Annotated in this window: 23 protein-coding genes and 1 pseudogene; 10 read left to right on the top strand and 14 right to left on the bottom strand. The window is 34.6% G+C overall.

Annotated elements, in window-relative coordinates:
- The first annotated feature begins 50 nt into the window (after nucleotides 1-50).
- From ACOOWA_RS01870 to ACOOWA_RS01855, 4 genes are all read left to right on the top strand, one after another.
- Entirely contained in the window at nucleotides 51-632 is a 582-nt protein-coding gene (locus ACOOWA_RS01870) for an LUD domain-containing protein (RefSeq protein ID WP_421372859.1), read from the top strand.
- A gap of 25 nt (nucleotides 633-657) precedes the next feature.
- A complete protein-coding gene (locus ACOOWA_RS01865) occupies nucleotides 658-1,530 on the top strand; it encodes a phosphatidate cytidylyltransferase (RefSeq protein WP_421372858.1) in 873 nt (290 codons plus the stop codon).
- 66 nt (nucleotides 1,531-1,596) lie between these two features.
- On the top strand, nucleotides 1,597-2,250 hold the full coding sequence (locus ACOOWA_RS01860) for a phosphatidylserine decarboxylase family protein (protein WP_421372857.1): 654 nt from the start codon (nucleotides 1,597-1,599) through the stop codon (nucleotides 2,248-2,250).
- A gap of 339 nt (nucleotides 2,251-2,589) precedes the next feature.
- Complete coding sequence (locus ACOOWA_RS01855) at nucleotides 2,590-3,918, top strand: peptide-N-glycosidase F-related protein (protein WP_421372856.1); 1,329 nt, start codon at nucleotides 2,590-2,592, stop codon at nucleotides 3,916-3,918.
- Between the two features lie 51 nt (nucleotides 3,919-3,969).
- Here the strand turns inward: ACOOWA_RS01855 and ACOOWA_RS01850 are convergent, their stop codons facing one another.
- The 4 genes from ACOOWA_RS01850 to ACOOWA_RS01835 all read right to left on the bottom strand — a co-directional run bounded on the left by ACOOWA_RS01850 (nucleotide 3,970) and on the right by ACOOWA_RS01835 (nucleotide 8,099).
- Nucleotides 3,970-4,317, bottom strand: coding sequence for a DUF1801 domain-containing protein (locus ACOOWA_RS01850; protein ID WP_421372855.1), 348 nt, complete (start codon nucleotides 4,315-4,317; stop codon nucleotides 3,970-3,972).
- Between the two features lie 23 nt (nucleotides 4,318-4,340).
- Nucleotides 4,341-6,179: an ABC transporter ATP-binding protein gene (locus ACOOWA_RS01845; RefSeq protein WP_421372854.1), complete on the bottom strand. Its 1,839-nt coding sequence runs from the start codon at nucleotides 6,177-6,179 to the stop codon at nucleotides 4,341-4,343.
- 51 nt (nucleotides 6,180-6,230) lie between these two features.
- Complete coding sequence (locus ACOOWA_RS01840; protein WP_421372853.1) at nucleotides 6,231-7,157, bottom strand: M28 family peptidase; 927 nt, start codon at nucleotides 7,155-7,157, stop codon at nucleotides 6,231-6,233.
- Nucleotides 7,158-7,709: 552 nt separating this feature from the next.
- Nucleotides 7,710-8,099: a DUF4293 domain-containing protein gene (locus tag ACOOWA_RS01835; RefSeq protein WP_421372852.1), complete on the bottom strand. Its 390-nt coding sequence runs from the start codon at nucleotides 8,097-8,099 to the stop codon at nucleotides 7,710-7,712.
- 144 nt (nucleotides 8,100-8,243) lie between these two features.
- Between ACOOWA_RS01835 and rho the strand changes: the two genes are divergently transcribed.
- Complete coding sequence (gene rho / locus ACOOWA_RS01830) at nucleotides 8,244-10,100, top strand: transcription termination factor Rho (RefSeq protein ID WP_421372851.1); 1,857 nt, start codon at nucleotides 8,244-8,246, stop codon at nucleotides 10,098-10,100.
- 163 nt (nucleotides 10,101-10,263) lie between these two features.
- Nucleotides 10,264-10,860: a superoxide dismutase gene (locus ACOOWA_RS01825; protein WP_421372850.1), complete on the top strand. Its 597-nt coding sequence runs from the start codon at nucleotides 10,264-10,266 to the stop codon at nucleotides 10,858-10,860.
- Nucleotides 10,861-10,911: 51 nt separating this feature from the next.
- Here the strand turns inward: ACOOWA_RS01825 and ACOOWA_RS01820 are convergent.
- Both ACOOWA_RS01820 and ACOOWA_RS01815 read right to left on the bottom strand, forming a co-directional pair.
- Nucleotides 10,912-11,253: pseudogene (locus ACOOWA_RS01820) on the bottom strand (DUF6146 family protein); the annotation flags it as partial.
- 126 nt (nucleotides 11,254-11,379) lie between these two features.
- Nucleotides 11,380-12,579, bottom strand: a complete 1,200-nt coding sequence (locus tag ACOOWA_RS01815) for an endonuclease (RefSeq protein ID WP_421372849.1) — start codon at nucleotides 12,577-12,579, stop codon at nucleotides 11,380-11,382.
- Nucleotides 12,580-12,819: 240 nt separating this feature from the next.
- Here ACOOWA_RS01815 and ACOOWA_RS01810 point away from each other — a divergent pair, with 240 nt between their 5' ends.
- Nucleotides 12,820-15,549, top strand: a complete 2,730-nt coding sequence (locus ACOOWA_RS01810; protein WP_421372847.1) for a carboxypeptidase regulatory-like domain-containing protein — start codon at nucleotides 12,820-12,822, stop codon at nucleotides 15,547-15,549.
- A gap of 13 nt (nucleotides 15,550-15,562) precedes the next feature.
- A complete protein-coding gene (locus tag ACOOWA_RS01805) occupies nucleotides 15,563-17,626 on the top strand; it encodes a DUF5689 domain-containing protein (protein WP_421372846.1) in 2,064 nt (687 codons plus the stop codon).
- A gap of 367 nt (nucleotides 17,627-17,993) precedes the next feature.
- Here ACOOWA_RS01805 and ACOOWA_RS01800 read toward each other — a convergent pair whose 3' ends face one another.
- The 5 genes from ACOOWA_RS01800 to ACOOWA_RS01780 all read right to left on the bottom strand — a co-directional run bounded on the left by ACOOWA_RS01800 (nucleotide 17,994) and on the right by ACOOWA_RS01780 (nucleotide 21,656).
- Nucleotides 17,994-18,464 (bottom strand): DUF6702 family protein, encoded by a 471-nt coding sequence (locus tag ACOOWA_RS01800; RefSeq protein ID WP_421372845.1) that lies wholly within the window; start codon nucleotides 18,462-18,464, stop codon nucleotides 17,994-17,996.
- A 56-nt stretch (nucleotides 18,465-18,520) separates the two neighbouring features.
- Nucleotides 18,521-19,273, bottom strand: a complete 753-nt coding sequence (locus ACOOWA_RS01795; RefSeq protein WP_421372843.1) for a TIGR00730 family Rossman fold protein — start codon at nucleotides 19,271-19,273, stop codon at nucleotides 18,521-18,523.
- A 5-nt stretch (nucleotides 19,274-19,278) separates the two neighbouring features.
- Entirely contained in the window at nucleotides 19,279-19,992 is a 714-nt protein-coding gene (locus tag ACOOWA_RS01790; RefSeq protein ID WP_421372842.1) for a nucleotidyltransferase family protein, read from the bottom strand.
- A 104-nt stretch (nucleotides 19,993-20,096) separates the two neighbouring features.
- Complete coding sequence (locus ACOOWA_RS01785) at nucleotides 20,097-20,507, bottom strand: RapZ C-terminal domain-containing protein (protein WP_421372840.1); 411 nt, start codon at nucleotides 20,505-20,507, stop codon at nucleotides 20,097-20,099.
- A 129-nt stretch (nucleotides 20,508-20,636) separates the two neighbouring features.
- Nucleotides 20,637-21,656, bottom strand: a complete 1,020-nt coding sequence (locus ACOOWA_RS01780; protein WP_421372839.1) for an aminoglycoside phosphotransferase family protein — start codon at nucleotides 21,654-21,656, stop codon at nucleotides 20,637-20,639.
- 50 nt (nucleotides 21,657-21,706) lie between these two features.
- On the opposite strand from ACOOWA_RS01780, the gene xrtF reads away from it, so the two are divergent.
- Nucleotides 21,707-22,237: an exosortase family protein XrtF gene (gene xrtF, locus ACOOWA_RS01775; RefSeq protein ID WP_421372837.1), complete on the top strand. Its 531-nt coding sequence runs from the start codon at nucleotides 21,707-21,709 to the stop codon at nucleotides 22,235-22,237.
- A complete protein-coding gene (locus tag ACOOWA_RS01770; protein WP_421372836.1) occupies nucleotides 22,224-22,670 on the top strand; it encodes an exosortase F system-associated membrane protein in 447 nt (148 codons plus the stop codon). Before xrtF ends, ACOOWA_RS01770 begins: the two co-directional genes overlap by 14 nt.
- A 139-nt stretch (nucleotides 22,671-22,809) precedes the next feature.
- Here the strand turns inward: ACOOWA_RS01770 and ACOOWA_RS01765 are convergent, their stop codons facing one another.
- The 3 genes from ACOOWA_RS01765 to ACOOWA_RS01755 form a co-directional block, all read right to left on the bottom strand.
- Nucleotides 22,810-23,802: a cation diffusion facilitator family transporter gene (locus ACOOWA_RS01765; protein ID WP_421372835.1), complete on the bottom strand. Its 993-nt coding sequence runs from the start codon at nucleotides 23,800-23,802 to the stop codon at nucleotides 22,810-22,812.
- Nucleotides 23,803-23,962: 160 nt separating this feature from the next.
- Nucleotides 23,963-24,955, bottom strand: coding sequence for an aspartate-semialdehyde dehydrogenase (locus ACOOWA_RS01760; RefSeq protein ID WP_421372834.1), 993 nt, complete (start codon nucleotides 24,953-24,955; stop codon nucleotides 23,963-23,965).
- 30 nt (nucleotides 24,956-24,985) lie between these two features.
- A complete protein-coding gene (locus ACOOWA_RS01755; protein WP_421372833.1) occupies nucleotides 24,986-25,426 on the bottom strand; it encodes a hypothetical protein in 441 nt (146 codons plus the stop codon).
- Between the last annotated feature and the right edge of the window lie 39 nt (nucleotides 25,427-25,465).

Genomic DNA, 25,465 nt, shown 5'->3' with positions numbered 1-25,465 from the left:
TTATAATTATATTTTCTATTTTTGTATTGAGTTGACTAAAATATACTACTTTGAGTTTATTTAAAAGAATTGTAAGCAAACTTACCAACCAGCCTGAAGATGATGAAAAGCAGAGTTTGGAAAAGCTTGGAGATTCGCTGAAAAATGCAGATCTCGACTACAAGTTTGCGCAATTATTTACGCATTCAGGAGGCTTTTTTAATTACTGTGCAGATGAGGCAGAGGCGTTACAGACATTAAACCAGATTTTAAAAATCGAGGGTATTAATTCTGTATTTTGTTGTGATAAAGATCTTGAGGGTTTTTTAAATGTTGTTAAAGTTACTCATACTCCTGAACTGGAGCCATATAATGATGCCGCTTTTATTACTTGCGAATATCTTATTGCTTATGACGGCAGAATCATGCTTTCGCACAATAATATCCTGCATTATCATTCTTCTAGACTTCCGGGTAAAATTATCATCATGGCAAATGTTTCTCAGATTGTAAATAATCTCAACGATGCAATGGGAAAAATCAAACGTACCGGGAATATCAAAAATCTTACTTCAATCAGTGGAAACCATTCTAAGCTGGATGCCGCTGCAAACAATAATACGAAGCTCTTCTTACTTTTATTAGAAGATTAGCATATCGGTTTCTAAATTTTAAATTTTGGACAAAAATCTTATTCAGAGAACAATTTCAGGGCTGGTTTATGTAGCCGTTATATTTCTTTGTGCAACACCTTTCGGAGCGCAATTGCTTGACTTGGTTTCTCCGGGACTCATTCAGCAACAATATCTTTACTATGGTTTAATCACATTGCTTTTGCTGGTCGGAACTTGGGAATGCATGAAAATCATGAAATTTGGAGACAGCTATGAAAAATGGATTGTCTTTCCTTTAGTCATCTTTGTGTTTTATCTCTTCTCCAAAAGATATTTTAATCATGGGTTTTATTTTGATTTCAGATTGTGGGAAATATTAGCACTTTCTTTAACGGTGATTGCTGTGATTACTTTATTTAAATTCTCAAACGAATTATACATAGACAGCGGAAAACTTATTTTCACAGTAATCTACGTGGCTTTACCGTTCTCATTTGCTTTAGGTTTGCCTAAATTTTCATCGATCGACCATACATTTTCACTGGAAGTTATCTTTTTATTCATCCTGATCTGGAGCAGCGATACTTTTGCATATCTTGTTGGAAAGTTCTTTGGAAAACATAAAATGGCACCTGCAATTTCACCTAAAAAAACTTGGGAAGGCTATATTGGCGGAGTTGTTTTAACATTGGTACTTTCTTATTTTGTTGAAGAATATCAACCGCAGCTTCGTGGAAACTGGATGGTGGTAGGTTTTCTGATCGCGGCATTTGCACCTTTGGGAGATTTGGTGGAAAGCCAATTGAAGCGAAATTTCGGAGTGAAAGACAGCGGAAAAATCATTCCTGGACACGGTGGCGTATTAGACAGGCTTGATAGTTTTTTAATTTGTGTTCCTGTCGTATATTTGTACTTTATTTTATCAAAATTTATTTAAACCTATAAAACTGTTATTGTTGGCCTACTTAAATGCCGATCGAGTAACAAAAACAAATAATATCCTATGAAATTACATAAAGAATCGAGAGGAACGATTACGGTCGCAACGATACTTTTCGCCCTGATTGCGGCGGCGTCTATTTACTTCCTTGAAATGTGGTCTTTGCTGGTCATTGTTCCATTATTGGTAATCTACGGTTTGGTGTTCTGGTTCTTCAGAGTTCCGAATCGTGATGTTTTGGATCATGTGGAAAATGTAATTGCTCCGGTTGACGGGAAGGTTGTCATGATAAAAGAAGTAGTGGAAACTGAGTTTTTAAAGCAGCCTTCCATACAGATTTCTATCTTTATGTCTCCTCTAAATGTGCACATTTGCCGTTTTCCGGTTTCTGGAAATGTCATTTATAAGAAATACCATCCCGGAAAATATTTGGTTGCATGGCACGAAAAATCTTCTACTGAAAACGAAAGAACAACAGTTGCTGTAGAGAGTTTAACCAATCATAAAATAGTTTTCCGTCAAATTGCAGGGTATGTAGCGAGAAGAATTGTTTTCTATTGTAAAGAAGGCGATGCTGCGAAAGCGGGACATGAATTTGGTTTCATTAAATTCGGTTCAAGAATGGATATCTTCCTTCCTTTAGATACCGAAATCGTCTGTAAGATCGGTGACAAAACAAAAGGCGGAATCGATGTGATCGCCAAAATGAGAGATTAATTAATAGTTAATCAAAATAATATTTAGGACTGTTTCAAAAGAGGCAGTCTTTTTTAATAATACAGCAGTAACTCTTAAGCTTTAATCTGGGGTTAAAAGTTTTCTTCATTTGCTTTGAAATAAATCAGAACAGATTTCAAAATGATTTCTGATCTTAGACTTGTGATTATTATTGGAAATTTATAAGATTTTAATTGAGTTTGTTAATTATTTGAATTTAATTAAAATTTATTAATATCGATAATTTGTTGTTGTTTTAATACTCATTTAATACTTTGTGTGTTTTAATTGTAATTTTAATTTGTAGATTTGATGCGAAATCAAAATCTAATCGTTTAAATGAAAAAATTTCTACTTCCTTTATTGGTCTTTACCGGACTGTTTAAAATGGATGCTCAAACCAACATCAATGTATTTTCTCAAATCGTCTTTTATGACGGATATGCGTCGAATGTTTCTAATCCCGTTCCTGCAAATACCATCAGACTTGCCAATTACAGATACGCCAAGAAACTGACTGACGCGGAATTGAATTCTTTCCAAAATAAAATCACAATGAATGTTTCTATCGGCGCATTATGTGATAATTATGATAGAATTGGAGGAGTGCATCTTGCATTGATTCCGAAAAACCAGTCTACATATACCTTAAACGATACAGGAGTGAAAAGAATTGAAATCGGAAGGTATATTACACCTTTCATGAACAAAAACTATTCTCCGACGTCGGTTCCTTACACTTATGAAGTAGATAATTTGTATTCTATTTTTAGCAATATCGCTTTGCGGGCTACTTATGATATGTATGTGGAGCTTGATGTTTTTGGAGTTCCTTATGCTGCCAATACCCAAGTTGTCGGTTGCTCAGGAAGAAATGATGTTTTTGCGGGAACGCTTGATTTCGTTACGTCCAATGATCCTACAATTACCACTTCTTACAATAATCTGCTCCCGTTACTAGATTCAAATGAACTGAATAATTATAACAATACAGATTCACCTGGGCAAACTGTAAGATTGGTGAATTTTAATTTAAGCCAAAGTACCGGCAATGCTAAATTCTTTATTATTTCTACGCCACACGGAGCTAATTCCGGAGGTGAAGAATATGTAAGAAGACAGAATTTTGTTTCATTAGATAATACTCAGGTTCTAACTTTTACTCCGGGAGGAAAATCCTGTGAACCTTACAGAATGTACAACACACAAGGAAACGGAATATATGGAGCTAATGCGCAAAGTACAGCATGGTGGATGGCTTGGAACAACTGGTGTCCGGGAGATTCTGTACCGATCAGGAGCTTCACGGCACTTACCCTTTCAGGAGGAAGCCATACTTTGAAATATGAAGTTCCCGCAGCTGTTTTCAACGGTCAGGACGGAAGAATAGTGCTTTCTATTTATATGCAAAGTAATAATCAATTGTTGTCTGTCAAAGATGTTTCTACCGTGGATGTTTCGGTATATCCAAATCCTACTGCGGATTTTGTGAATATTAAATCAGATAAAAAAGTGAGAAATGTGATTATTTATTCGCTTGACGGAAGAAGATTAAACGAAACGAAAGATTCAAAAATTGACTTCTCAGCTTATCCATCAGGAAATTATTTACTGGATATTACATTGGAAGGCGGAACTCAGTTTAAGCATAAAATCATTAAAAAATAATTTCAACATTCATTATAACAGAAAAGAGAAGCCAATCGGTTTCTCTTTTTTTTATTTGATATACTGTTTTACCTGAATAATCAGGTCTAAAATCAATTCAACAGGCAAATCTTCATTTTCATCAATTAAAAGGATTTTAAACTTCTTTCTGCCTTCACTGATCAATAAAGGATGGTCTAATTTATCACCATGATAAAAGCTGATATAATGCTTCTTGTGTTTTTTGCTGTAATACAAATAACACAGCATTTTCTTTTTAAACTTAAAGAATGGAAGTCCAAAGCTTAATGTTTCTGTAATGTTTTCAGTGTCAGATTCTAAAATTTTCTTTCTCAAAAACAAAAGAGTACTTCTTTCAGGCTCACCGATTCTGTAGAAGTACTCTTGTATAGGATTCATTTTAAATCAGATTTAAAATAATTTTAGTCAAAGTTCTGAAGTTCTACCAACTTGTGATAAGTACCTCTTTTTGCCATTAAATCTTGGTGGCTTCCTTGTTCTACGATGTCACCTTTTTCCATTACCACAATCCAGTCTGCTTTTTGGATGGTTGAAAGTCTGTGCGCAATCACTAAAGAAGTACGGTTTTCCATCATCTTTTCAAGGGCATCCTGTACGAATTTCTCAGATTCTGTATCCAAAGCAGATGTTGCTTCATCCAAAATCATAATCGGTGGGTTTTTCAGAACAGCTCTTGCGATAGAAACTCTCTGTTTTTGTCCACCCGAAAGTTTTCCTCCGTCGTCTCCGATGTTGGTATCATAGCCATTCGGAAGCTGAGTGATAAATAAATCGGCGTTGGCAATTTTTGCTGCGGCAATAACTTCATCTTTCGTTGCTTCAGGTTTACCCATCAAAATATTGTTGTAAACTGTGTCGTTAAACAATACAGATTCCTGAGTAACCATTCCTAAAAGCTTTCTGTACTCGCTTATTTTTAAATGTTTAATATCGGTATCATCAATTAAAATCTGACCTTCGGAAACATCATAAAATCGTGCTAATAGATTGGCAATGGTTGTTTTTCCACTTCCGCTTTGTCCGACTAAAGCTACAGTTTTTCCTTTCGGAATTGTAAGGCTGAAGTTTTTTAGAATTAAATTAGATTTATCATAATAAAAACCAATGTCTTTAAATTCAATATGATGATCCAAAGTAGAAATTGACACCGGTTCTGCAACTTCCTCGATTTTTACATCAGCTTCAAGGATTTCCAGTACTCTGTGTAAAGAAGCTTCCCCTTTCTGAACATTAGAAATAGAAGATGATAAACTTTTTACCGGAGGCAAAATCTGGAAGAACATACCTAAAAATACCAGGAAATCTTCCGGAGCAATACTTTGGTCTACAATAATCTGTTTTCCGCCATACCACGCAATAATTAAGAAGGTAACAGAACCCAGGAATTCGCTTATTGGTGAAGCTAATTCTTTTTTTCTGCCTAATCTTATCGAGCTGTTGATCCATTTCTGCATAGATCCCATGAAACGGTTGTCCATGATTTTCTCAGCACTGAAAATCTTAATTACTTTGGATGATTTTAAGGTTTCATCAACAATAGAGAAGATAGTTCCCATTTCATTTTGGGCTTCATGAGAATCTTTTTTCAGACTTTTTCCGATTAAAGCAATCATTGTTCCCATTACCGGTAAAACCAAAAGAGAGAAAAGCGTTAATTCGGAACTTAGCCAGAAAAGACTGATTAATGTACTGATTAACATAAACGGCGCATTGATTAAATCTACCAAACTTCCCAAAATATTTCCTTCTACTTCGCCCACGTCATTTGACATACGAGACATCATATCACCTTTTCTGCTTTCTGTAAAAAATGAAACCGGTAAAGCCAGAACTTTTCGGTACATTGCTCCACGAAGGTCTTTGGTAACGCCGACGCGATAATTAATTAATAGAAAAGATCCCAGATACCTGAAGACATTTCTCAGTAAAAACATGAAGGCAGTGATCACACAAAGCCATGCTAAAACATTCAAAGTACCGTAGTCATCCACTAAAGTCTGAATGTAATAATTTGAATATGTTTTTAAATAAGAAAATAAATCGACAAGATCTCCGGAATATACAGGAGCAGACTCGAACTTTTCACGTTTAATAGTGCCAAAAAGCATTCCCAAAACCGGCAAAATTGTTCCTAATGAAGCAATTTGAAATAGAGAATACAGCAGGTTGAAGAATAAACTTCCATAGATGTATTTCTGGTGTGGTCTTGCGAATTTCAGTATTTTTTTATATTCGTTCATTCAATAGAATTGGGATAGCAAAATTAATTAAAATATAAGAATAAGACGGTCTTAATTGAATTTTACTTTATCATTATACTTGGGACTAAAGTTTTTAGGACTTAATTTTTCCAAAGTCTTACCAAAATTATTGATTAATTGGGTGAGATTTTTAAAATCTACCACATTGATATCGTCGTTAAGCTGATGATAGTGCTTGATTTTGCTCATATCTGCTGTGGAAATAGAATGAGCAATAATTTTTTTCTTAACGAAACTTACATTGTCTGATCTGTAAAACAGCTGTTCCGACGCATAAGGATCTGGATGTATTTTTAAACCATTCACAGCATTTTGATTGAAAAGTTCATCCATATCAGAAAATTCATCACCTGTAATGAATACTGCATTTTTGCCAAATTCAGATTCTGTTGCCACCATTTCAAAATTAAAAAGGGCAGCAAGGTTTTTATATATTTTCTCTAAACCTTTATCTTCGGCAATGGCAGTTGAACCAAGCATTCCTTTTTCTTCACCATTGAATGCCATGAAGAGCATGGAGAATTCAGGTTTTCTATTTTTAAAGAAATCAGCAATTCCTACCAAAGTTGTGATTCCGCTTGCGTCGTCATCTGCGCCGTTGTAGATAATATCTTCACCACCTTTTTTGCTCAAACCGATGTGGTCGAAATGTCCTGAAAAGCCTAAAGTTTTGTCAGACACACCTTTTTTAATTCCGCAGACGTTATAAGCAGTTTTTCCTTTGTAATCAAATGGAACGAGATAAGAATTTCCAGTACAATATTCCAGATTATTTTCTTTGAAAAGTTTTGCAATGTATTCTGCAGCTTTGTCGTTTTCGGGAGTTCCTATTTCTCTGCCTTTCATTTGATCTGAAGCCAAAGTTGAAATAACGGTTTTTACTCTTTCTTCAGAAACATCCTGTGCAAAAGCAGAAGTTGCGAAAAATAATAAGGAAAGGTAGATTAGTTTTTTCATATTTAAAATGTATTATTTCTTTGATTTAATATTTTTTTGGTTGCCGAGTATTGTTCACAGCGCTTATTTTAACGCAAAGTTCACGAAGTCTTTTTAAATACTAATTGTTTTAAGGTTCGCAAAGGCGTTTCACTCAGCAAAGGAACGGAAATCTTTCCATCGTTAAAGATTGTAGATATTCAATAATTATTAATTGAATATGTCGCAAGTTTTTGCGAAATGTTGCAAAATAATTTAAAAATATCATAATCTGCTGTGTATTTTTGTATTTCTGAAATAAGTGAAACGCCTTTGTTTATCTTATTTTCGAAATCATTATTTAATTTTCCTTGTCTTACTTTGCGTTTAATTATCGCAAGGTTAAACAAGTTTTTTTTGAAAAGTAAATTATTTTAAAGATAAACAAAGGCACTTCGTTTAAATAAGTAATATAGAGAAATAATTGTGACTGATTTATTTTCAATGATCTGTGTTAATCTGTGAAATCTGTGGGAAAATAAAAAAAACAGCTCCCAAAAGGAAGCTGTTCTCACTCAAAAAATCGTTGTAAGGCTATCGAAGTCTGTCTACAGATTTTACGAGCCTCTCATCTCTTTTGATAAATACGTTTGCCAAAAACAAACAGACTACCGCAATCAACGGGAAAACCGGCTCAATACCCTTCTCAGGAAAATCTATTCCTCCGGATAAGTTTTGTAGCCAATACACCAATACACCAATCAACAAAGCGTTTATAATGATGCTGATAGTATTCAGCAAGATTTGTCTTTTTCTGTTTTTAAAACTGAACAAACTTAATGCTCCTATTATAACCAAAACAATGGAAGCAACATCAATCATCGGAAAAGTTCCGAAAACATCCACGTCGTGTCCTGTAATAAATAGGAAAGCCGCTGCTAAAACCGACAGCAAAATCCATATTGTTTGTATTCTCTGTAACATAGAATTTCAAATTCAGAAGCAAAAATAACATAAATTTTGCACAATTCAAAAATAAGTGTAGATTTGCAATATACAATGTACTTGAAAACAAAAGTCACCCGACTTACTTTTCTTACTCACAACTAATTACATTTTCACATAAATATGTTTAACATAGAAACGTTAAGGTCAAAATCCGTAACGGAATTGGCTAAAATCCTAAAAGATTTGGGCGTGAAGGTTGCAAGAACCAGCAATGATAATGATAAAATTTTTGCTATTTTAGATTTTCAGGCATCCAACCCTAAAGTTACAAAAGATTATTTTAATACCACAGAAGCGCCAGTTGCAAGTGCAGATGAAAAACCTGCTGAAAAAGTAGTAAAGGCGGCTCCAAAGAAAGCTGCTCCCAAAAAGACCGCAGCAAAACCTAAAGCTGAACCTGAAGTAAAAGAAACTCAACCTGCGCCTGAGCCGGAAGTTATCAAAACAGAAGAAGCTCCGGTAGAAGAAGTAAAAGCCGAAGCTCCAAAAACGGAAACAGAAGAAAAACCTGCTCCTTCAGAAAACAGACAAAAAAGAAAAAGAGTTTCGCCTCCTGCGCAAAGCAGCGAGATTGAAGCACAAGGAACAATAGAACTTCCCGTCAATATAGATTCTCAGTCAAGTGCTCCTGCACAAGCGAAAGAAGAAAGACCTAGAAGACCTCAGAATCAAAATCAAAAAGGTCAAAACCATCCGCAGCAAAACGGTGGAAATTCTCAAAATCAAAATAGAAATCAGAACAATAACCAAAATCAGAATTCTAATCAAAATAATCCTAATCAGAACCAAAATCCTAATCAGAACAGACAGCAGCATTCTGAAAGACAGGAAGAGCAACAAGAGCAAAGAAAAGAGTTCAGCTTCGACGGAATGGTTAGCATTGAAGGGGTTTTAGAAATTCTTCCGGATAACTACGGATTTTTACGTTCATCAGACTTTTCTTATATTTCTTCACCCGATGATGTGTATGTTTCTACAGCGCAAATCAGAAATTTTGGTTTAAAAACCGGAGATACCGTAAGAGGAATTGTAAGACTTCCAAAAGAAGGCGAGAAATATTTTTCTTTATTGAAACCAACTGAAGTTAACGGTAGAGATTTGGCTTACATTAAAGACCGTGTTGCTTTTGAATACTTAACGCCATTATTTCCTGAAGAGAAATTTAATCTTTCCGGAGATAATTCCACGATAGCAACAAGAATTGTAGATCTTTTTGCACCCATCGGAAAAGGACAAAGAGCAATGATTGTTGCCCAGCCAAAAACCGGTAAAACGATGTTGCTGAAAGATATTGCAAATTCTATCGCCGCCAATCACCCGGAAGTTTATATGATGGTTCTTTTGATCGACGAACGTCCTGAAGAAGTTACTGATATGGAAAGAAGCGTGAATGCAGAAGTAATTGCTTCAACTTTTGACGAAGCTGCTGATAAACACGTAAAAGTGGCTAACTTGGTTTTAGCAAAAGCTCAGAGAATGGTAGAATGCGGTCATGATGTTGTGATTCTTTTAGATTCAATTACAAGATTGGCAAGAGCTTATAATACTGTGACACCGGCTTCAGGAAAAGTGCTTTCAGGTGGTGTTGATGCCAATGCGCTTCACAAACCAAAAAGATTCTTCGGAGCGGCAAGAAAGATTGAAAATGGTGGATCTTTAACGATTGTTGCCACCGCTTTAATTGATACAGGTTCTAAAATGGATGAAGTTATTTTTGAAGAATTCAAAGGTACCGGAAACATGGAGCTTCAATTGGACAGAAAAATTGCCAACAGAAGAATTTATCCTGCCATCGATTTGGTTTCTTCAAGTACAAGAAGAGATGATTTGTTGCTAGATGAAGTAACTTCACAGAGAATGTGGATTTTCAGAAAATATCTTTCAGAAATGAATCCTATCGAGGCCATGGAGTTTGTAAGCAAAAACATCAGAGGAACTTTGAATAACGAGGAGTTCTTGATGTCGATGAATAAATAATTTTAAAATTATATCTAATATGCAGCGCAGATTTTTTCTGCGCTTTTTTATTTAAAGTAAAAAATGAAATTATCAATGTTAAAGATTTATTAAAGTAATCTGCAATTTGTGATATTGGCTTAAATATTGGCTAACTTTGAATCATAACATTAAAAATAAACTTATGTCATTTGAATTACCAAAATTAGGATATGCTTACGAAGCTTTAGAGCCGACAATTGATGCAAAAACAATGGAAATCCACCATTCAAAACATCACCAAGCGTATGTTGATAACTTAAATAAAGTAATTGAAGGGACTGATCTTGAAGGACAGTCAATCGAAGACGTTTGTAAAAACGGCTCTGAAAAACCAGCGGTAAGAAATAACGGTGGTGGTCACTTCAATCACTCTCTTTTCTGGGAAATTTTAACTCCCGGAGGAAGTAAAGAGCCTGTAGGAAGCGTAAAAGCTGCTATCGAAAACTATGGTGGTTTTGAGAAATTCAAAAATGATTTTTCTGATGCTGCTAAAACAAGATTTGGTTCAGGATGGGCTTGGTTGGTAAAAAATGAAGACGGATCTGTTTCTGTAACTTCTACTCCAAACCAGGACAACCCGTTAATGCCGGTTGCTGATGTAAAAGGAACTCCGGTTTTAGGATTGGATGTATGGGAACACGCTTATTATTTAAACTACCAAAACAGAAGACCTGATTATGTATCTGCGTTCTTCGATGTTGTAAACTGGGATAAAGTTGAGGAGTTATTCAACAAATAATCTTTAGATTACTTTAAAATAAAAAAGGTTCAGAATTTTTCTGAACCTTTTTTATCTGAAAATGTCACTTGCTCCCAAACCATTCATTTTTAATTTGTATTGCCAGTTTACATAAACGAAAACCTGATAGAGTTTATACTCAAATTTAATTCCGTATTTTTCTCTTGGGTCATAATCAATTGATGATTCTATAATGTTGCGATATCTTCCCGACATAAAATATGAATTCCATTCTGTAACCAGCATCGTATTTCTGCTTTTCAAATAAGATTCAGAATATTGACTGATTGGTCTTGCAACAGCGTTCATGAAATAATCAAACTGAGTGTCAAACACTGTTAAATCCCATTCTCCATCGTCATTTTTTTCGGGTTTCATTGCAGAATCTTCTTTATTGTTTTTTGGAGCATTTTGTGCTCATGAATTTATTGGAATAATAAACAACAGTAGTGCGATGATTAAATTTTTCATAATGAGCAATTTACACAAAAAAAGCACTCCAAGTAGAGTGCCTTTATATTATTTTTTGATGTATTCTTTCTGAACCACCGAAACGGCAGGAAAGTGATCGCTGTATCCTCCGGTAAATCTATCGCCATCCCAAGAACGGAGAGGATAGCCCTTCCATTGTCCTTCTTTATTAAGTAAATAAGACGGAGCGTAAATTTCTGCCTTGAAAATAGTGTACGTAGGTGTAATTTTTTCAGGTGAATAAAAATTTTTCGAAACAATAATCTGATCAAATAAATTCGGCGCATCTCTGTATGCTAAAGATGCAACTCCGGATTTATATAACTTGTACATTAGATTATAATAAGGCGATTTGTCTGATAATTCACTTGGATCGCTCACTGCACCTAAATGTTTTTTCAAACTCGGACTTACAGGATCATCATTGTAATCTCCCATTGAAATTAATTTAATTCCGGGGTAATCAACAGATAATTTATCCATTTCTGCTTTCAAAACAGCTGCTGCTGCATTTCTTCTTGGTTGGGAAGCGGCTTCACCACCACTTCTTGAAGGCCAGTGATTCATGAAAACAGCAATTTTTTCACCGTCTAAAAGACCAATTGCTACCAAGACATCTCTTGTGTATTGTCTTTTTCCGTCTTCATTGTACACTTTAATTTCTTTGGTGTAAGAATTCTGTACAAGAAATCTGTTTTTTTGATAAATAATAGCGATGTCAATTCCTCTTGCATCATAAGAATTGTAATGCACAATTCCGTAATTGCTTTTTGCTAAAACCGGTTGCCTTATTAAATCTTCAATTACCTGTCTGTTTTCTACTTCAATAAGACCGCAAATTACGGGATTATCATTGGTGTACTGTCTTCCTAATTCAGAAATTACTTTTGCTTCGTTTGCTAATTTCTGGTTGTAATATTTCGTTCCCCATCTTTTAGGACTGTTTGCTGTAAAATCTGTCGCTAAAATTTGATGGCGAATTACTTTTTTACCTACTAAAAGTTCGTTACTCCATTCTCCTTTGTAATCTTCTGTAGTTTCCAGAAACTTTAAAGAATCAATGGGTACACTTCTGTGAAATTTAGGATTAGAAAAAGGTAAAGTTCCGTCAATGTAATCTGCAGAAGCGATGGTGTCCCAAAGGTTTTCTACATTCAAAAAAGCGATCGTTGCTCTTTTAACTTGTTTTTGCTGAGAAAAGCTAAAAGTAAAGCATAAAACTGCAAAAATGAATACGTATTTTTTCATGTTATTATATAATTCAAAATTTTGAGGGGGTAAAATTACAAATTTTAAAATCATTTAAAGATTAAATTAATCTTAAGAAATGCATTTTGATTTCAATCACAAAATAAGGGTTTTGTTGAGAGAATTTAGGTCTGTTAAGAATAATTAATAGAATAAAATGCTAAAAATGTTTTAGTTAATGAAAATAATCCTAAATTTGTTGCCCCTTAAATAAAGAAGGTGTTTTAAAATAAGTTTATTATGATTAAAAAACTATCCCTAATCTCTTTGTTTACTTTATTGCCTGCATCTTACTATTATGCACAAACTACTGTTTTTGCGTACGTTAAAGGCCAGGATGGCAAACCAATAGAGAGAGCTGAGGTTGATCTTGAACAATCTGTTGATGATGTAACTGCTGATAAAATCGGTTACTTCCAGTTTGTAGACTTGAAGCCAGGACATTATCTTATTACTGTTACAAAACCAAATTTTGAATCTAAGATTTTAGAGTTTGACGTAACTGCCGATGAGAAGAGAAAAGACTTAGGTGTAATTATGCTAAACAATAGTTCGGCAACTGACGCCGGAGTAGTTGTGATTGACGATTCTGCCAATGATTCTGATGATAGTGGTTCTTCTATGCAGCCAACAGTAGGACTTTTGAGTTCTGGTAGAGATGCATTTCAAAATGTTTCTGCTTTTGAGTTGGGAGCATATTGGTTCAGAGCAAGAGGAGTTGATAACCGTTTTGAAGATGTATTGTTCAACGGGGTATCTATGTCTAAAAATGATGACGGAAGAATCGACTTCAGCAACTGGGGAGGTTTAAATGATGTAACCAGATATCCTTTCGAAAATGTAGACAATATTACTCCTTCAGAATATACTTTTGGTAATTTGGGAGGTGTAGCTTATTATAATACGAGAGCTTCTTCTTACAGAAAACAAACATCTTTAGCATATTCATTTACCAACAGAAGTTATTTGCACAGAGCAATGGCAACTTATTCTTCTGGAATGAGCAAAAGCGGTTGGGCATTCACATTTTCCGGAAGCAGAAGATGGGGAGATCAGGCAATTATCGATGGAGTTTATCAGGATGCGTATGCATATTTTGCATCGGTTGAGAAAAAACTCAGTGAAAGACACTCTATCAACTTCACTGGTTTCGGTTCTCCTACATACAGAGCTTCAAATTCACCAAATACTCAGGAAGTTTATGACATCATGGGTAAAGATTACAACTCATATTGGGGATGGCAAGATGGTGAAAAGAGAAACTCAAGAATCAGAAAAGTATTCGAACCCATGTTTATGCTTACTGATTATTTAAAAATAGGGAAAAACTCTAACTGGATTAACACAGTTTCTTACCAAATCGGTAGCGATGCAAGAAGCAGACTAGACTGGTTTCACGCCGCTGACCCGAATCCTACTTACTACAGAAAATTACCAAGCTACGGACTTTTAACTGCGGATGAATTCAGAGCACAATCTCAAATCGATTGGAATAGTCTTTATCAGGCAAACTACCTTAATAACCAAAATATGGATGGTTCTAAAAGAGGTGCAGTTTACAGCGTTGTAGAAGATGTAAATAAAGATAAAACGTTCAACTTTGCCTCTCACTTTGACACAAGATTAAAGGAAAACTGGAAATTAAATGTTAACTTTAATTATCAGAATTTAAAATCAGATAACTTTAGAAGAGTTAAAGATTTATTGGGTGCAGAATATGCTTATAATTTAAATGCATTCAACAATGATGTACCTTATAATACGGATGATGCAAATACACAGGTAAGAGTAGGAGACAGAACTCAGTATTCTTATGAATTGTCGAAAAATCATTACTCTTTAAATGTATCATCTGAAGTAGATTTCAACAAATTTAATGTTATAGCGTCTATTTTCAGTTCTTATTCAGAATCTCAGAGAGATGGTGATTTCAGAAGCGGTTTGGCAAGTTTTCAAAACAATTCTAAAGGGAAAAGTGCAATCTATGACGCTTTGGATGCAGGTTTGAAAGGTAAAGTAACTTACAAGATCAATGGTAAAAACTTTATTGTGTACAACGGTGCATTCTTTAGTTTAGCTCCTACATTGAATGAATTGTATATTAACCCGAGAGCTGTAGATTATTTGACTCCGGGAGTTAAAAACCAGATCATTAATTCGAATGATTTGAGCTATATCTTAAGAAGTCAGGTTTTAAAACTAAGAATTTCAGGGTACTATACTACCATTAGCAATTCTACAGAAATTTCAAGATATTATGCGGCAGTAAGTGATCAGACAGGGTCTGTAAACACTTTGATTAACGAAGCTATGACGGGTGTTGATAAAAAATATATGGGTGTAGAGCTTGGCTTTGACGTGAAAATTACACCAACATTGAATGCGACCGGAGTTGCAAGTATTGGTGAATATAAGTATACAAACCGTCCTGATGTATATTCTTTTGATGACTTAAATGACTTTAGAAGTTATGGAAAAGCAAATATTAAAGATTATAAAGTAGCAGGAACTCCTCAAAAAGCATTTTCTTTTGGCCTGAAATACAATTCACCTAAATATTGGTGGGTTGGTGCTTCTGCAAATTATTTAATGGATCAGTATCTTGATTTCTCAGCTTTAAATAAAACAGCTTATATGTACACAAATCCTGCGACAAACGATCCTTATCCGGGTGCTACTCCTGAATTAATTCAGCAATTAACAAAGCAGACAAAATTTGATGATCAGTTTATGTTAAATGCCAATGCCGGAAAATCTTTCAGAATTGGTGAGTACAGATTAGGTATCAGTGTATCGGTAAACAATATTCTTAATAACAGAAATTACGTTACTGGTGGATTTGAACAAGGAAGATTGGCTAATTTCCCTGGTGTACTTGAGGAATCTCAGAGACAAACACCATATTTCGGACCAAAACTTTGGTATGACAGAGGAACGACGTTCTTTACAAATGTTTATTTAAGATTCTAAAAAAGAGACTATAATGAAAAAATATAATTCAATTTTAAAATATATTTTCGTAATCTTTGCTTCGCTTGTTATTACAGGCTGTGTGCATGACGATAAATATAACGAGCCCAATCTTGATGGTTATCAGTGTGCAGATCTTACTGCTACAATGACGCTTACTCAATTAAGAGCGAAATATACAACTACAGCTTTCACTTTCCCGGATAATTCTACTGATATTGTAGAAGGTTACGTTTCATCTACTGACGAAACAGGGAATATTTACAAGACAATTTATATTCAGGATAAACCTGAAAACCCGACTCAGGGGTTTGTCATCAGTGTGGATGCGGTAAGTACTTACACAAATTATCCTCAAGGTTCTAAAATCTATGTTAAACTGGCTGGTTTATCTTTAGGGACTTACGGTGGAGTAGTACAGTTAGGGGTAAAAAATGGAACTGAAACAGCAGCAACTTCCGTATCAAGAATCCCTGAAAAATTGGTACCTGCAAGAATTTACAGATCTTGTTCTGTAAGAGCGAATATTGTACCTAAAGTGATGACTTCTCTACAGATGGTTTCTGCAAACGATCAATATATCGGATGTTTGATTCAAATGAACAATGCAGAATTCGACAGCAGAATTTTATGTACAAACTACGCTCCGAACGGAGTTACTGTAGACAGACTTATCAGAGATAACAGTACAACGACAACCAGAGTGGTAAGAAACAGTGGTTATGCATCATTTGCCAATCAGATTTTACCTTCAGGAAACGGTAAATTTGTTGGGATCTATAGTAAATTCAACAGTACTTACCAAATGTATATCAACAAGGCTACAGATCTTGCGATGAACAATTTTCCAAGAATTGATGGTATTGCCTCAAATCCTTGCGAGTACAGTGATAATGGGTTGACTCAAAAAACTGTTGCAGACGTTAAGCAATTGGCAACAAGCCCTCTTACGTTAATTACGGGAGATTTTGTTCTTAAAGCTAAAGTAACTGCGAATGATAAATCTGGAAATCTTTTCAAATATATCTATGTAGAAGATGCTACCGGAGGTATCAGAATTAATATCGACAAAGCAGATATGTACAACGACCCCAGATTTGTTGTTGGTAAGGAAGTTTATGTAAAACTTAAAAACTTATATGTAGGCGCAGTTAACGGAGAAGTTCAGTTGGGAACTCCATTCAGTGGTGCTGTTGGTAGAATTGCAGAAACTGATGTTTATAAATATTTCTTTGATTCTAAAAAGGCAATTACTGCCGTTACTTCTACAGAGAGAACAATTGGTCAATTTACAATGGCCGATGTTGGTAAATGGGTTAAGATTAAAAATCTTCAGTTCATTGCAGGAGATTTAGAAAAAGTATATGCTTCCGGAGCCGTTACCAATAGAACATTAGAAGATTGTTCTGGTAATAAAGTTCTTTTGAGAACAAGTAATTTTGCAGATTTTGCAGGTCAGGTTATAGAATCTGGAAAAGGTGATGTTTACGGTATATTAAGCATATTCAATGGGACTTACCAATTATGGATTACAGATGTTTTGGGAGCTGATTTAGATGATCCTAGATGTGATGGTTCAGTATACATACCGCTTCCTGCATTATACAGTGATAATTTTGCTGCGGGTGGTTTCAGCTCAGACTGGACTGTTGTAAATGTTGCAGGCGCTCAGGTTTGGAATACTTCTAACCAGGGTAATGGAACTAATTATTATGCCGTGATGAGTGCTCCGTTAAATAATCCGGCAAACGAAGATTGGTTAATTTCTAAAACGGTAAGTTTGGTAGGTAAAACTAAAGCTGCTGTATCTTTCATCAGTGATGTAAGATATTCAGGACCTACTCTTCAGGTTTACGCCACAGAAAATTATACAGGAAATCCTGCTACTACAACTTGGGTTCTTTTACCTGCTACATTAGATACAAACAATGCGGCATTTGGTGACTGGGTAAGCTCAGGAAATGTAGATCTGGCTGCTTTCTTAGGTAAAAACGTAAGAATTGCATTCAAATATACTTCAACAAGTTCTGCAGCGGCAACATGGGAAATTGACGATTTCAAAATTAAAGGTCAATAAGTAATTTGATTCTTTTATAAATAGAAAACGACGGACAGCAATGTTCGTCGTTTTTATTTCTGAATGTGTTTATATTTATTTTTTGAGCTGAATGCTCATTAACTTTAATTAGCATAAATATAATATAGGAAAGCTTTAGAGCATTAGGACTGCAAATTAAATTCGATATAAAAATGTTTGCTCCGTAGGAGCAAAAACTTTTGTAGAGATTAACAATAATCCCACAAAAAAAGCGCTCCGTAGGAGTGCTACCTTTATCAGCAAAATTAAATCGTAATTAAATTTAACCCAAATATAAATTCTTAAAACATTAAACAAAAAACCACTGCAATTGCAATGGTTCTATGGTTTTAAAATTTGTTTTTTTCTAAAAATCTATTTCATTTACCTCTTTTCCGCGTTGAAAATTCATTGTTTTCTGATTTCCTTTATAAGCAATATTCACCAGGTTGACCTGCTTCGGAAATGCGCTTAAAAGTATCGTATTTTTTATTTTTAAACTGCTGATGTCAGAAACACCTCCTGTTTCAAAATACACCCAAACTGTTTCGCCGCTTACCTGACTTCCTGTAAAAGTTAACGTTTTCGGAGAACCGTTTACAAATACATCAAAGTTATTGTTTACATATTTTTTTACTTCTGCTTCAAAACCGGCAGTATTTCTGTTGATTTTAATAGCATCTGAGATATGACTGGTATTCATTTTAGTCGTGAATTTCAAAGTTTTGCTTCCGTCGATATAATCTACCTTCGTCATCGAAGAAAAGAAATCCCAAACTGTAAAACTCATTAATATCAAAAATGTAAAAATACTCGATATATATAAAATTTTTTTCATTTCAATTACAAATTTATAGCATTTTGCTAAATAAAACGGGTCAAATTTAGTGCCAATTAAAAATTAACGTTAACAGAATATTTATCATAGAAAGCTTTAATGTGTGCAACCGCTTCATCCGCAGTATCTACCACACGGTAAAGATCCAGATCACCTTCAGAAATCATCCCGTCTCTTAGTAAAGTTTCTTTAAACCATTCTAATAAACCGCCCCAAAACTCACTTCCTACCAAAACAATCGGAAACTTTCCTATTTTATTGGTTTGAATTAAAGTTAAAGCTTCCGTCAGTTCATCCAAAGTTCCAAATCCGCCCGGCATTACGATAAAACCTTGAGAATATTTTACAAACATCACTTTTCTTACAAAGAAATAATCAAAATTCAGTGAATATAATTTGTTGATGTAAGGATTAAAATGTTGTTCAAAAGGCAGGTCGATATTTAAGCCAATCGATTTTCCCTGAGCATTGAAAGCACCTTTATTTCCTGCTTCCATAATTCCGGGACCGCCTCCTGTAATGACTCCAAAACCAATTTTCGTGATTTTTTCGGCAATTTCCACTGCCATATTATAATATTTGGTCTCAGGTTTCAGTCTTGCAGAGCCAAAAATAGAAACACAAGGTCCTATTCTTGCCATTTTTTCGTAACCATCAACAAACTCGGCCATTACTTTAAAAACCATCCAGCTGTCTTTGGTAACAATTTCGTCCCAGGTTTTTTCTCTCAGGCTGTTTTGAAGTTTTGTTTCGTTAATGTCTAATTCTGTATTTTCTATACTTTCGTCTCTCGTTCCTTCAGTTTTCATTCAAATTATTTAAAATATTTTTCTGCTTCAATCACAGATTCCGGCCTTCCTACATCTACTAAAATGCAGTCGTGTACAAAACCATGAATTTTTTCGGTCTGCATTAGATCCAGATATTCTTCCATCACAGAAAATTTCCCCGTTCTCTTAATTTTATCAAAAATCACAGGATTTATACAATGAACTCCGCTAAACGCCAATGGTCTGAATCCCTTATTGAATTCTGCAAGACGCTGTTCTCCGCTTTGTATATTAAGCCAACCCCGCAAAACCAAATCGTCATTAAACAGCAATTTTCTCGAACTTTCTCTGTCTGAAACCGCTAAGGTAGCAAAATCTTTAATTTCTTTATGGTATTTTACAAAATCATCGATCTTTATATTCGTTAGAATATCAGCATTCATGATGAGAAAATCTTCGCCGTGATTGAGGAATTCTTTAGCAAAAATCAAGCCGCCTCCGGTTTCCAGTAATTCGTTCGATTCATCAGAAATTTCAATCTTGCAGCCAAAATTATTGTTTTCCTTTAAAAAGCTAATAATCTGATCACCAAAATGATGAACGTTGATGACGAAATCTGTAATTCCGAAACCTTTCAGATATTTAATATTTCTTTCCAAAAGCGGAACGCCATTTACCTGAGCCAAAGCTTTCGGATGATGATCTGTAAATGGTTTCAGGCGGGTTCCTTTTCCTGCAGCAAAAATTAATGCCTTCATAGTTATGGGTAATGAGTAATTGGTAAAGATTGATTATTGAGAATGTGTTAAATATAAATAATATAATTGAAGAAGTTAAAATATTACTTATTCCAAATTATCCATTACTTATGATTAAGTTGGTGCTGTTCATCATGATGAAGGCTGATTTCTACTTTTTCACCGTATTTTTCTTCAATGAAATGCGCAATTTTTATAGCCGAATAAACCGATCTGTGTTGACCTCCTGTACACCCAAAATTAATTTGCAGGTTTTCAAAACCTCTTCCCAAATAATTATCAATATTAATAGAAATCAAATTTTTAATTAATTCTAAAAACTGAGGCATATCGGTTTTTGTTTCCAGATATTCCTGAACACCGATGTCGTTTCCTGTCTGGATTTTATATTCTTCCACTCTTCCGGGATTTAAAATTCCTCGGCAATCGAATGTGAAACCGCCTCCGTTCCCGGAACTATCTTTTGGTATCCCTCCTTTTTTATATGAAAAACTGTGAATGTCTATGTGTAGCATATTTTTATTTTAAATTATTTTTTTTAATATTTAAATTTTCACATTTTGTCACTCCGTAGGAATCTAAGCAATGCCAATTCCATTTAATAATTGAGATTCCTCCGGAATGACAAAGTGTACGTTTTAAACTTAATGGTTTAATATCTCCTCAATTTTTAACTTCGTTTTTTCCAAACTCAATTGCTCTATCACTTTTTGGAGTTCAGGGAAATCATTCATCATCTCCCGGTTTTGAGCAAATTCTGAAATATTTTCAATTCCTTTCTCGATGCTTGAAATGAAATGTTGCTTTTTTTGAATCAGTCCACGGAAACCATATGCTCCCAAAACCTGCAAGAACCTCATCATCTGAATTGGTTTTACCGAGTTTCTTAGTTGATTCTGGATGTTTTTATTTTCAAACTGGTGAATATAAAATTCAAGCATTTCATTTTTGAAATCTTCCGGAAAATTAGCTTTAGCCTGAAAAAGAAAAGAAATCACATCATATATCAACGGACCTTTCATTGCCGACTGATAATCAATAAATGAAACTTCATTTTTATCATTGACTATGATATTTCTTGCCTGAAAATCGCGGATCATTAAACCTTTTGGTTCTAGGTTTTCGATGAGGTAAACGATTTTTCTGAATTCTTTCAGTAGAGTTGATTTGTGATATTCCAGTTCCAAAACATCAGCAACAAAGTTTTTGAAATAGTATAGATCGTGAATTACGGGAAATTCATCATAATTTTCATACTCAAAAGTTTTTTTAAAATCAATTTTCCCGTTGGCTTTTGTCTGAAGCTCGAAAAGTTTTTGAAGTGTCTGTTTTACGAGTGACTGTACATTTGCTGACAAACTTTCTTCAGCAATAATCTCTGAAAAAGTTTTGGCGCCCAAAAATTCCTGAATGTATATTTTTCTGTCTTCAGACACAGAAAATATCTTTGGGGTGTTCAGATTTAAATCAGAAAAAACTTCAGAATAATACAGAAAGCTCTCGTTTTCAGCAATATTTTCGTTATAAGTAATGATGTATTTTCCGTTTTGATTTTCCGCCCGAAAGTTTACTCTTGCGGAACCGCTTTGAGCTAAAGTGACAAATTCTGTAGATTTCTCACCAAAATGGTTTTCAAAAAATAATTTTGCGTTTTCCGAAGTCATAATATGGTCACAAATATACTAATTTACATGCTAATTGCTATCTTTGCAGCATGTTAAAAGACTTTAAACCTGTTTTGGGTATCCTGTTGCGTTTTATCATCATTTATTTGGTGTTGCTCTTTGCGTATCAGTTTTACCTCAACAGTTTTAAAGAATTTGGTCTTGATCCTTATTCCAGAATGATTGCGAAACAGGTAATGTTTGTGCAAAATACACTGGGTTTTCCTTCGGCACTTTATGATGATGTTTCCAAACAGCAGATTTGGTTTCATGTAAAGACGGTTTTTGTAACGCGGATGGTGGAAGGCTGTAATGCGATCTCGATTCTTATTTTATTTGTTGCTTTTATTTTCGCTTTTTATAAAGGAACTAAAACTTTCGTTTTTGCTGCAGTAAGTCTGCTACTTCTTTACATCATGAATGTTTTGAGAATTGTAGGTCTGAATATTGTTTATAGCGATTATAAACAGTATGGCAAGATGGCGCATGATTATGCTTTTCCTGCGATAATATATGGAAGCGTGGTGATTCTTTGGCTGGTCTGGATTAAATTTTTTGCTTTGAAAAATGAAAATTCTTAGTTGGTTTTTAGTATTCTTTGGGATTTGCGGACTTGTGGGGGTAAGAATGCTCGAAGACAGGATTTTTTATGATCCTTTTCTGAATTATTTTCATGAGGCAGATCAACTTCTTGCTTTTCCCGGTTTTGAATGGGGAAAACTTGTAGCGAGCCATCTTTTCAGGTTTGTTTTGAATCTTATTTTCTCGTGCATTATCATTCATTTTATGTTTAGAAATAAAGAATGGACGATTCAGGGAGCCGTTTTGATTTCTATTATTTTTGTCATTACTTTTCCTATTTACCTTTATTGTATCTCAGATCAATTTGAGATTGGTTATCTTTTTTCTTTTTATATGAGAAGGTTTGTGATACAACCAATAATTTTACTTCTCATTATTCCTTTGTTTTATTATAGAAAGCAGATCTTGTTGAAAAATATAACTCAGGATTAAATTTATGACTTCTTGTTTATTAGCCCAGATCGTAGCAGTTACCCCACAGCAAACGCTGGAAAAGTAGAAGGTTTGATGTGGGAAAGCTTTGGAGCGAGGAGTATGAGCGCAGAGCTGGAAATAGCTTCTGAAAAAATTTTTAAACGGTATGCTTCTCGATACTCGTCACATTCTCCGGAGTCCATTTTATACGTTTTGCAAAAGGTAATTCACGTACCGGACAATCCATAATCTGACAAACCGGACAGGAAATCGTCTTGCAATCATCCATATGAAAATTAAATTCAACGGTTCTTTTGGTATTTTTAGCCAAAAGCATAATAACGTTTTCCATTTCCTGATGAGCTTCACGAAGACTATAATAATAGGGTAGTGTAATGTGTGCATCGATGTGAAGTGAAGAACCAAACTGCTGGATTTTCATGTTATGAATATCGATCCACTCCGTTTTTCGGTTCTCTTCTAAAAGCTGAATGATGTTGTTTAAAAGTTCGGGATCCTGTTCATCCATAATTCCTCTCAGAGATTTTCGTACGATTTTGTAGCCGACAAAAATGATGTAGAAACCGAAGATTAGAGCAACCACAGAATCTATCCAGAAAATTTTTGTGAAATAGACAACAATTAAACTGATAACCACTCCCAATGTTGTAATTGTATCGGATTGTAAATGTTTTCCCGACGAAATTAAGACCAAAGAATTTTCTTTTTCGCCTTTTTTGATGGAAATATAACCCAGAATATAATTTATTATCGCAGTGGCTGCAATAATGGCGATTCCCCAGTCTAATTTGCCTAAAATTTTGCCTGTTACCAAACTATTAATACCCTCGTAAATGATCATGATTCCGGCGATGGCAATAAGAGCACCTTCAATTCCGGAGGTTACAAATTCTACCTTTCCATGGCCGTAAGGATGATCGTCGTCTTTTGGTTTTGACGCTAGATGTAAAGAATATAAACCCATAAATGCGCTGATTACATTCACGATACTTTCCATGGCATCAGAGAAAACAGCGTCGGAATCTGTAAGTTTCCAGGCAATGATTTTACCTGCAAAAAGAATTATCCCGAAAACCGCAATGAGTTTTTGAAACCCGATTTTATCTTTATTGATATTTTTTGTTTTCATTTTATTTCTTTAATTTCTTAATAGGATTTTATCCTATCCTTTAGAAGACCATCCCTTTGGAACTTTTTTTAATTATCAACCAACAACCAAAATCAATCAACCAAAAATTATTCGATAAAAAAAAGAATCTCTTTTGGAGACTCTTTTTCTTTTTGTTAGTTTATACTAAGTTGTTTTCTACTAAGTATTCTGCAATCTGTACTGCGTTTGTTGCAGCGCCTTTTCGCAGATTGTCTGCTACAATCCAGAGATTGAGCGTTTTAGGCTGGGAGAGATCTCTTCGGATTCTTCCGACGAAAACTTCATCTTTTCCTTCTGAATATAAAGGCATTGGATATTCGTTGTTTTTAACGTTATCCATTACAATAACACCTGGAGTTTCAGATAGAATTTTTCTTACTTCGTCTAATTCAAATTCGTTTTCAAATTCGATATTTACGCTTTCAGAATGCCCTCCCTGAACCGGAACTCTTACTGCAGTTGCTGTTAGATTGAATGTGTCGTCGCCTAAAATCTTTTTAGGCTCTTTCATTAGTTTAATTTCTTCTTTCGTATAATCGTCATCTGAAAAAACATCACAGTGTGGCAAAGCATTTTTGAAGATTTGATAAGGGTAAACTTTAGCAACAGAATCGTCACCGGAAATTTCTCCGTTCAATTGATCTACAGCAGCTTTACCTGTTCCTGTTACAGACTGATAAGTAGAAACAATTACTCTTTTTAAATCATATTTTTTATTCAACGGACCTAAAACCATGACCAACTGAATGGTAGAACAGTTTGGGTTTGCAATAATCTTATCTTCTTTCGTTAAAACATCAGCATTAATTTCCGGAACGACTAATTTTTTAGTGGGATCCATTCTCCACGCTGAAGAATTATCGATCACGGTAATTCCCGCTTCTGCAAATTTTGGAGCATATTCTAAAGAAGCAGAACCTCCCGCTGAGAAAATGGCAATCTCGGGTTTGGCAGCTATAGCGTCGTCGATGCTTACGATAGTATAATCTACCTGTTTATACTTCACCTGTTTACCAATAGATCTTTCCGAAGCTACCGGAATTAACTCTGTTACAGGGAAGTTTCTCTCTTCGAGAACTTTTAGCATCACTTGTCCAACCATTCCTGTTGAACCTACTACAGCTACTTTCATTGTTGTTTAAAAAAATTAAGTTAATATAAATTAAGCTCCGAAGACTCTTGTCCACGGAAATGCAAATGCGAATAAACCTACTGCGATTAATCCCATAATCACAATCCCTAAAGAAATAGTGTCATTAGATTTTACTTTTTTGTTGATAACCGTCATCAAAACCGCTGCAATAAGCATAGAAAATGGATGTTCTACAAATGTTTGTCTGCTATATGCATCTTTCATTAATGTTCCGGAATCTAAAGCAGCTTTGAAACCTGGCGAGAAGATGAATAATAAACATACTCCAACTAAGAACTGTACATGGAAAAAAATCATTGTAAAGAGGGTAGTCTTCTTCAAAAATTTATTTACTTTTCCGCTATATCCGAACATTGTAGTTAAGAGAGCAATAACAAATAATGTTATTAAAACCAACTCTAAATACCCAAATCCTTTATGAGCACTCAGAAAAATTTTGTAAAAATCCATACTTCTATTTTTTCTATTTATTAAGTGTACAAATATAAA

The organism is Chryseobacterium sp. GP-SGM7, assembly GCF_049166575.1.
Taxonomy (GTDB): Bacteria; Bacteroidota; Bacteroidia; order Flavobacteriales; family Weeksellaceae; genus Chryseobacterium.
This window is presented reverse-complemented; position numbering and strand designations above follow the sequence as displayed.

Bases quoted from the DNA above. Each gene is read 5' to 3' on its own strand.
- ACOOWA_RS01760 (WP_421372834.1), bottom strand. From the start codon at position 24,955: ATGAAAGTAGCTGTAGTAGGTTCAACAGGAATGGTTGGACAAGTGATG.
- ACOOWA_RS01825 (WP_421372850.1), top strand. From the start codon at position 10,264: ATGTCATTTGAATTACCAAAATTAGGATATGCTTACGAAGCTTTAGAG.
- ACOOWA_RS01770 (WP_421372836.1), top strand. From the start codon at position 22,224: ATGAAAATTCTTAGTTGGTTTTTAGTATTCTTTGGGATTTGCGGACTT.
- ACOOWA_RS01790 (WP_421372842.1), bottom strand. From the start codon at position 19,992: ATGAAGGCATTAATTTTTGCTGCAGGAAAAGGAACCCGCCTGAAACCA.
- ACOOWA_RS01845 (WP_421372854.1), bottom strand. From the start codon at position 6,179: ATGAACGAATATAAAAAAATACTGAAATTCGCAAGACCACACCAGAAA.
- ACOOWA_RS01795 (WP_421372843.1), bottom strand. From the start codon at position 19,273: ATGAAAACTGAAGGAACGAGAGACGAAAGTATAGAAAATACAGAATTA.
- ACOOWA_RS01780 (WP_421372839.1), bottom strand. From the start codon at position 21,656: ATGACTTCGGAAAACGCAAAATTATTTTTTGAAAACCATTTTGGTGAG.
- ACOOWA_RS01755 (WP_421372833.1), bottom strand. From the start codon at position 25,426: ATGGATTTTTACAAAATTTTTCTGAGTGCTCATAAAGGATTTGGGTAT.
- ACOOWA_RS01785 (WP_421372840.1), bottom strand. From the start codon at position 20,507: ATGCTACACATAGACATTCACAGTTTTTCATATAAAAAAGGAGGGATA.
- ACOOWA_RS01765 (WP_421372835.1), bottom strand. From the start codon at position 23,802: ATGAAAACAAAAAATATCAATAAAGATAAAATCGGGTTTCAAAAACTC.
- ACOOWA_RS01815 (WP_421372849.1), bottom strand. From the start codon at position 12,579: ATGAAAAAATACGTATTCATTTTTGCAGTTTTATGCTTTACTTTTAGC.
- rho (WP_421372851.1), top strand. From the start codon at position 8,244: ATGTTTAACATAGAAACGTTAAGGTCAAAATCCGTAACGGAATTGGCT.
- ACOOWA_RS01840 (WP_421372853.1), bottom strand. From the start codon at position 7,157: ATGAAAAAACTAATCTACCTTTCCTTATTATTTTTCGCAACTTCTGCT.
- ACOOWA_RS01850 (WP_421372855.1), bottom strand. From the start codon at position 4,317: ATGAATCCTATACAAGAGTACTTCTACAGAATCGGTGAGCCTGAAAGA.
- ACOOWA_RS01805 (WP_421372846.1), top strand. From the start codon at position 15,563: ATGAAAAAATATAATTCAATTTTAAAATATATTTTCGTAATCTTTGCT.
- ACOOWA_RS01855 (WP_421372856.1), top strand. From the start codon at position 2,590: ATGAAAAAATTTCTACTTCCTTTATTGGTCTTTACCGGACTGTTTAAA.
- ACOOWA_RS01835 (WP_421372852.1), bottom strand. From the start codon at position 8,099: ATGTTACAGAGAATACAAACAATATGGATTTTGCTGTCGGTTTTAGCA.
- ACOOWA_RS01860 (WP_421372857.1), top strand. From the start codon at position 1,597: ATGAAATTACATAAAGAATCGAGAGGAACGATTACGGTCGCAACGATA.
- ACOOWA_RS01800 (WP_421372845.1), bottom strand. From the start codon at position 18,464: ATGAAAAAAATTTTATATATATCGAGTATTTTTACATTTTTGATATTA.
- xrtF (WP_421372837.1), top strand. From the start codon at position 21,707: ATGTTAAAAGACTTTAAACCTGTTTTGGGTATCCTGTTGCGTTTTATC.
- ACOOWA_RS01810 (WP_421372847.1), top strand. From the start codon at position 12,820: ATGATTAAAAAACTATCCCTAATCTCTTTGTTTACTTTATTGCCTGCA.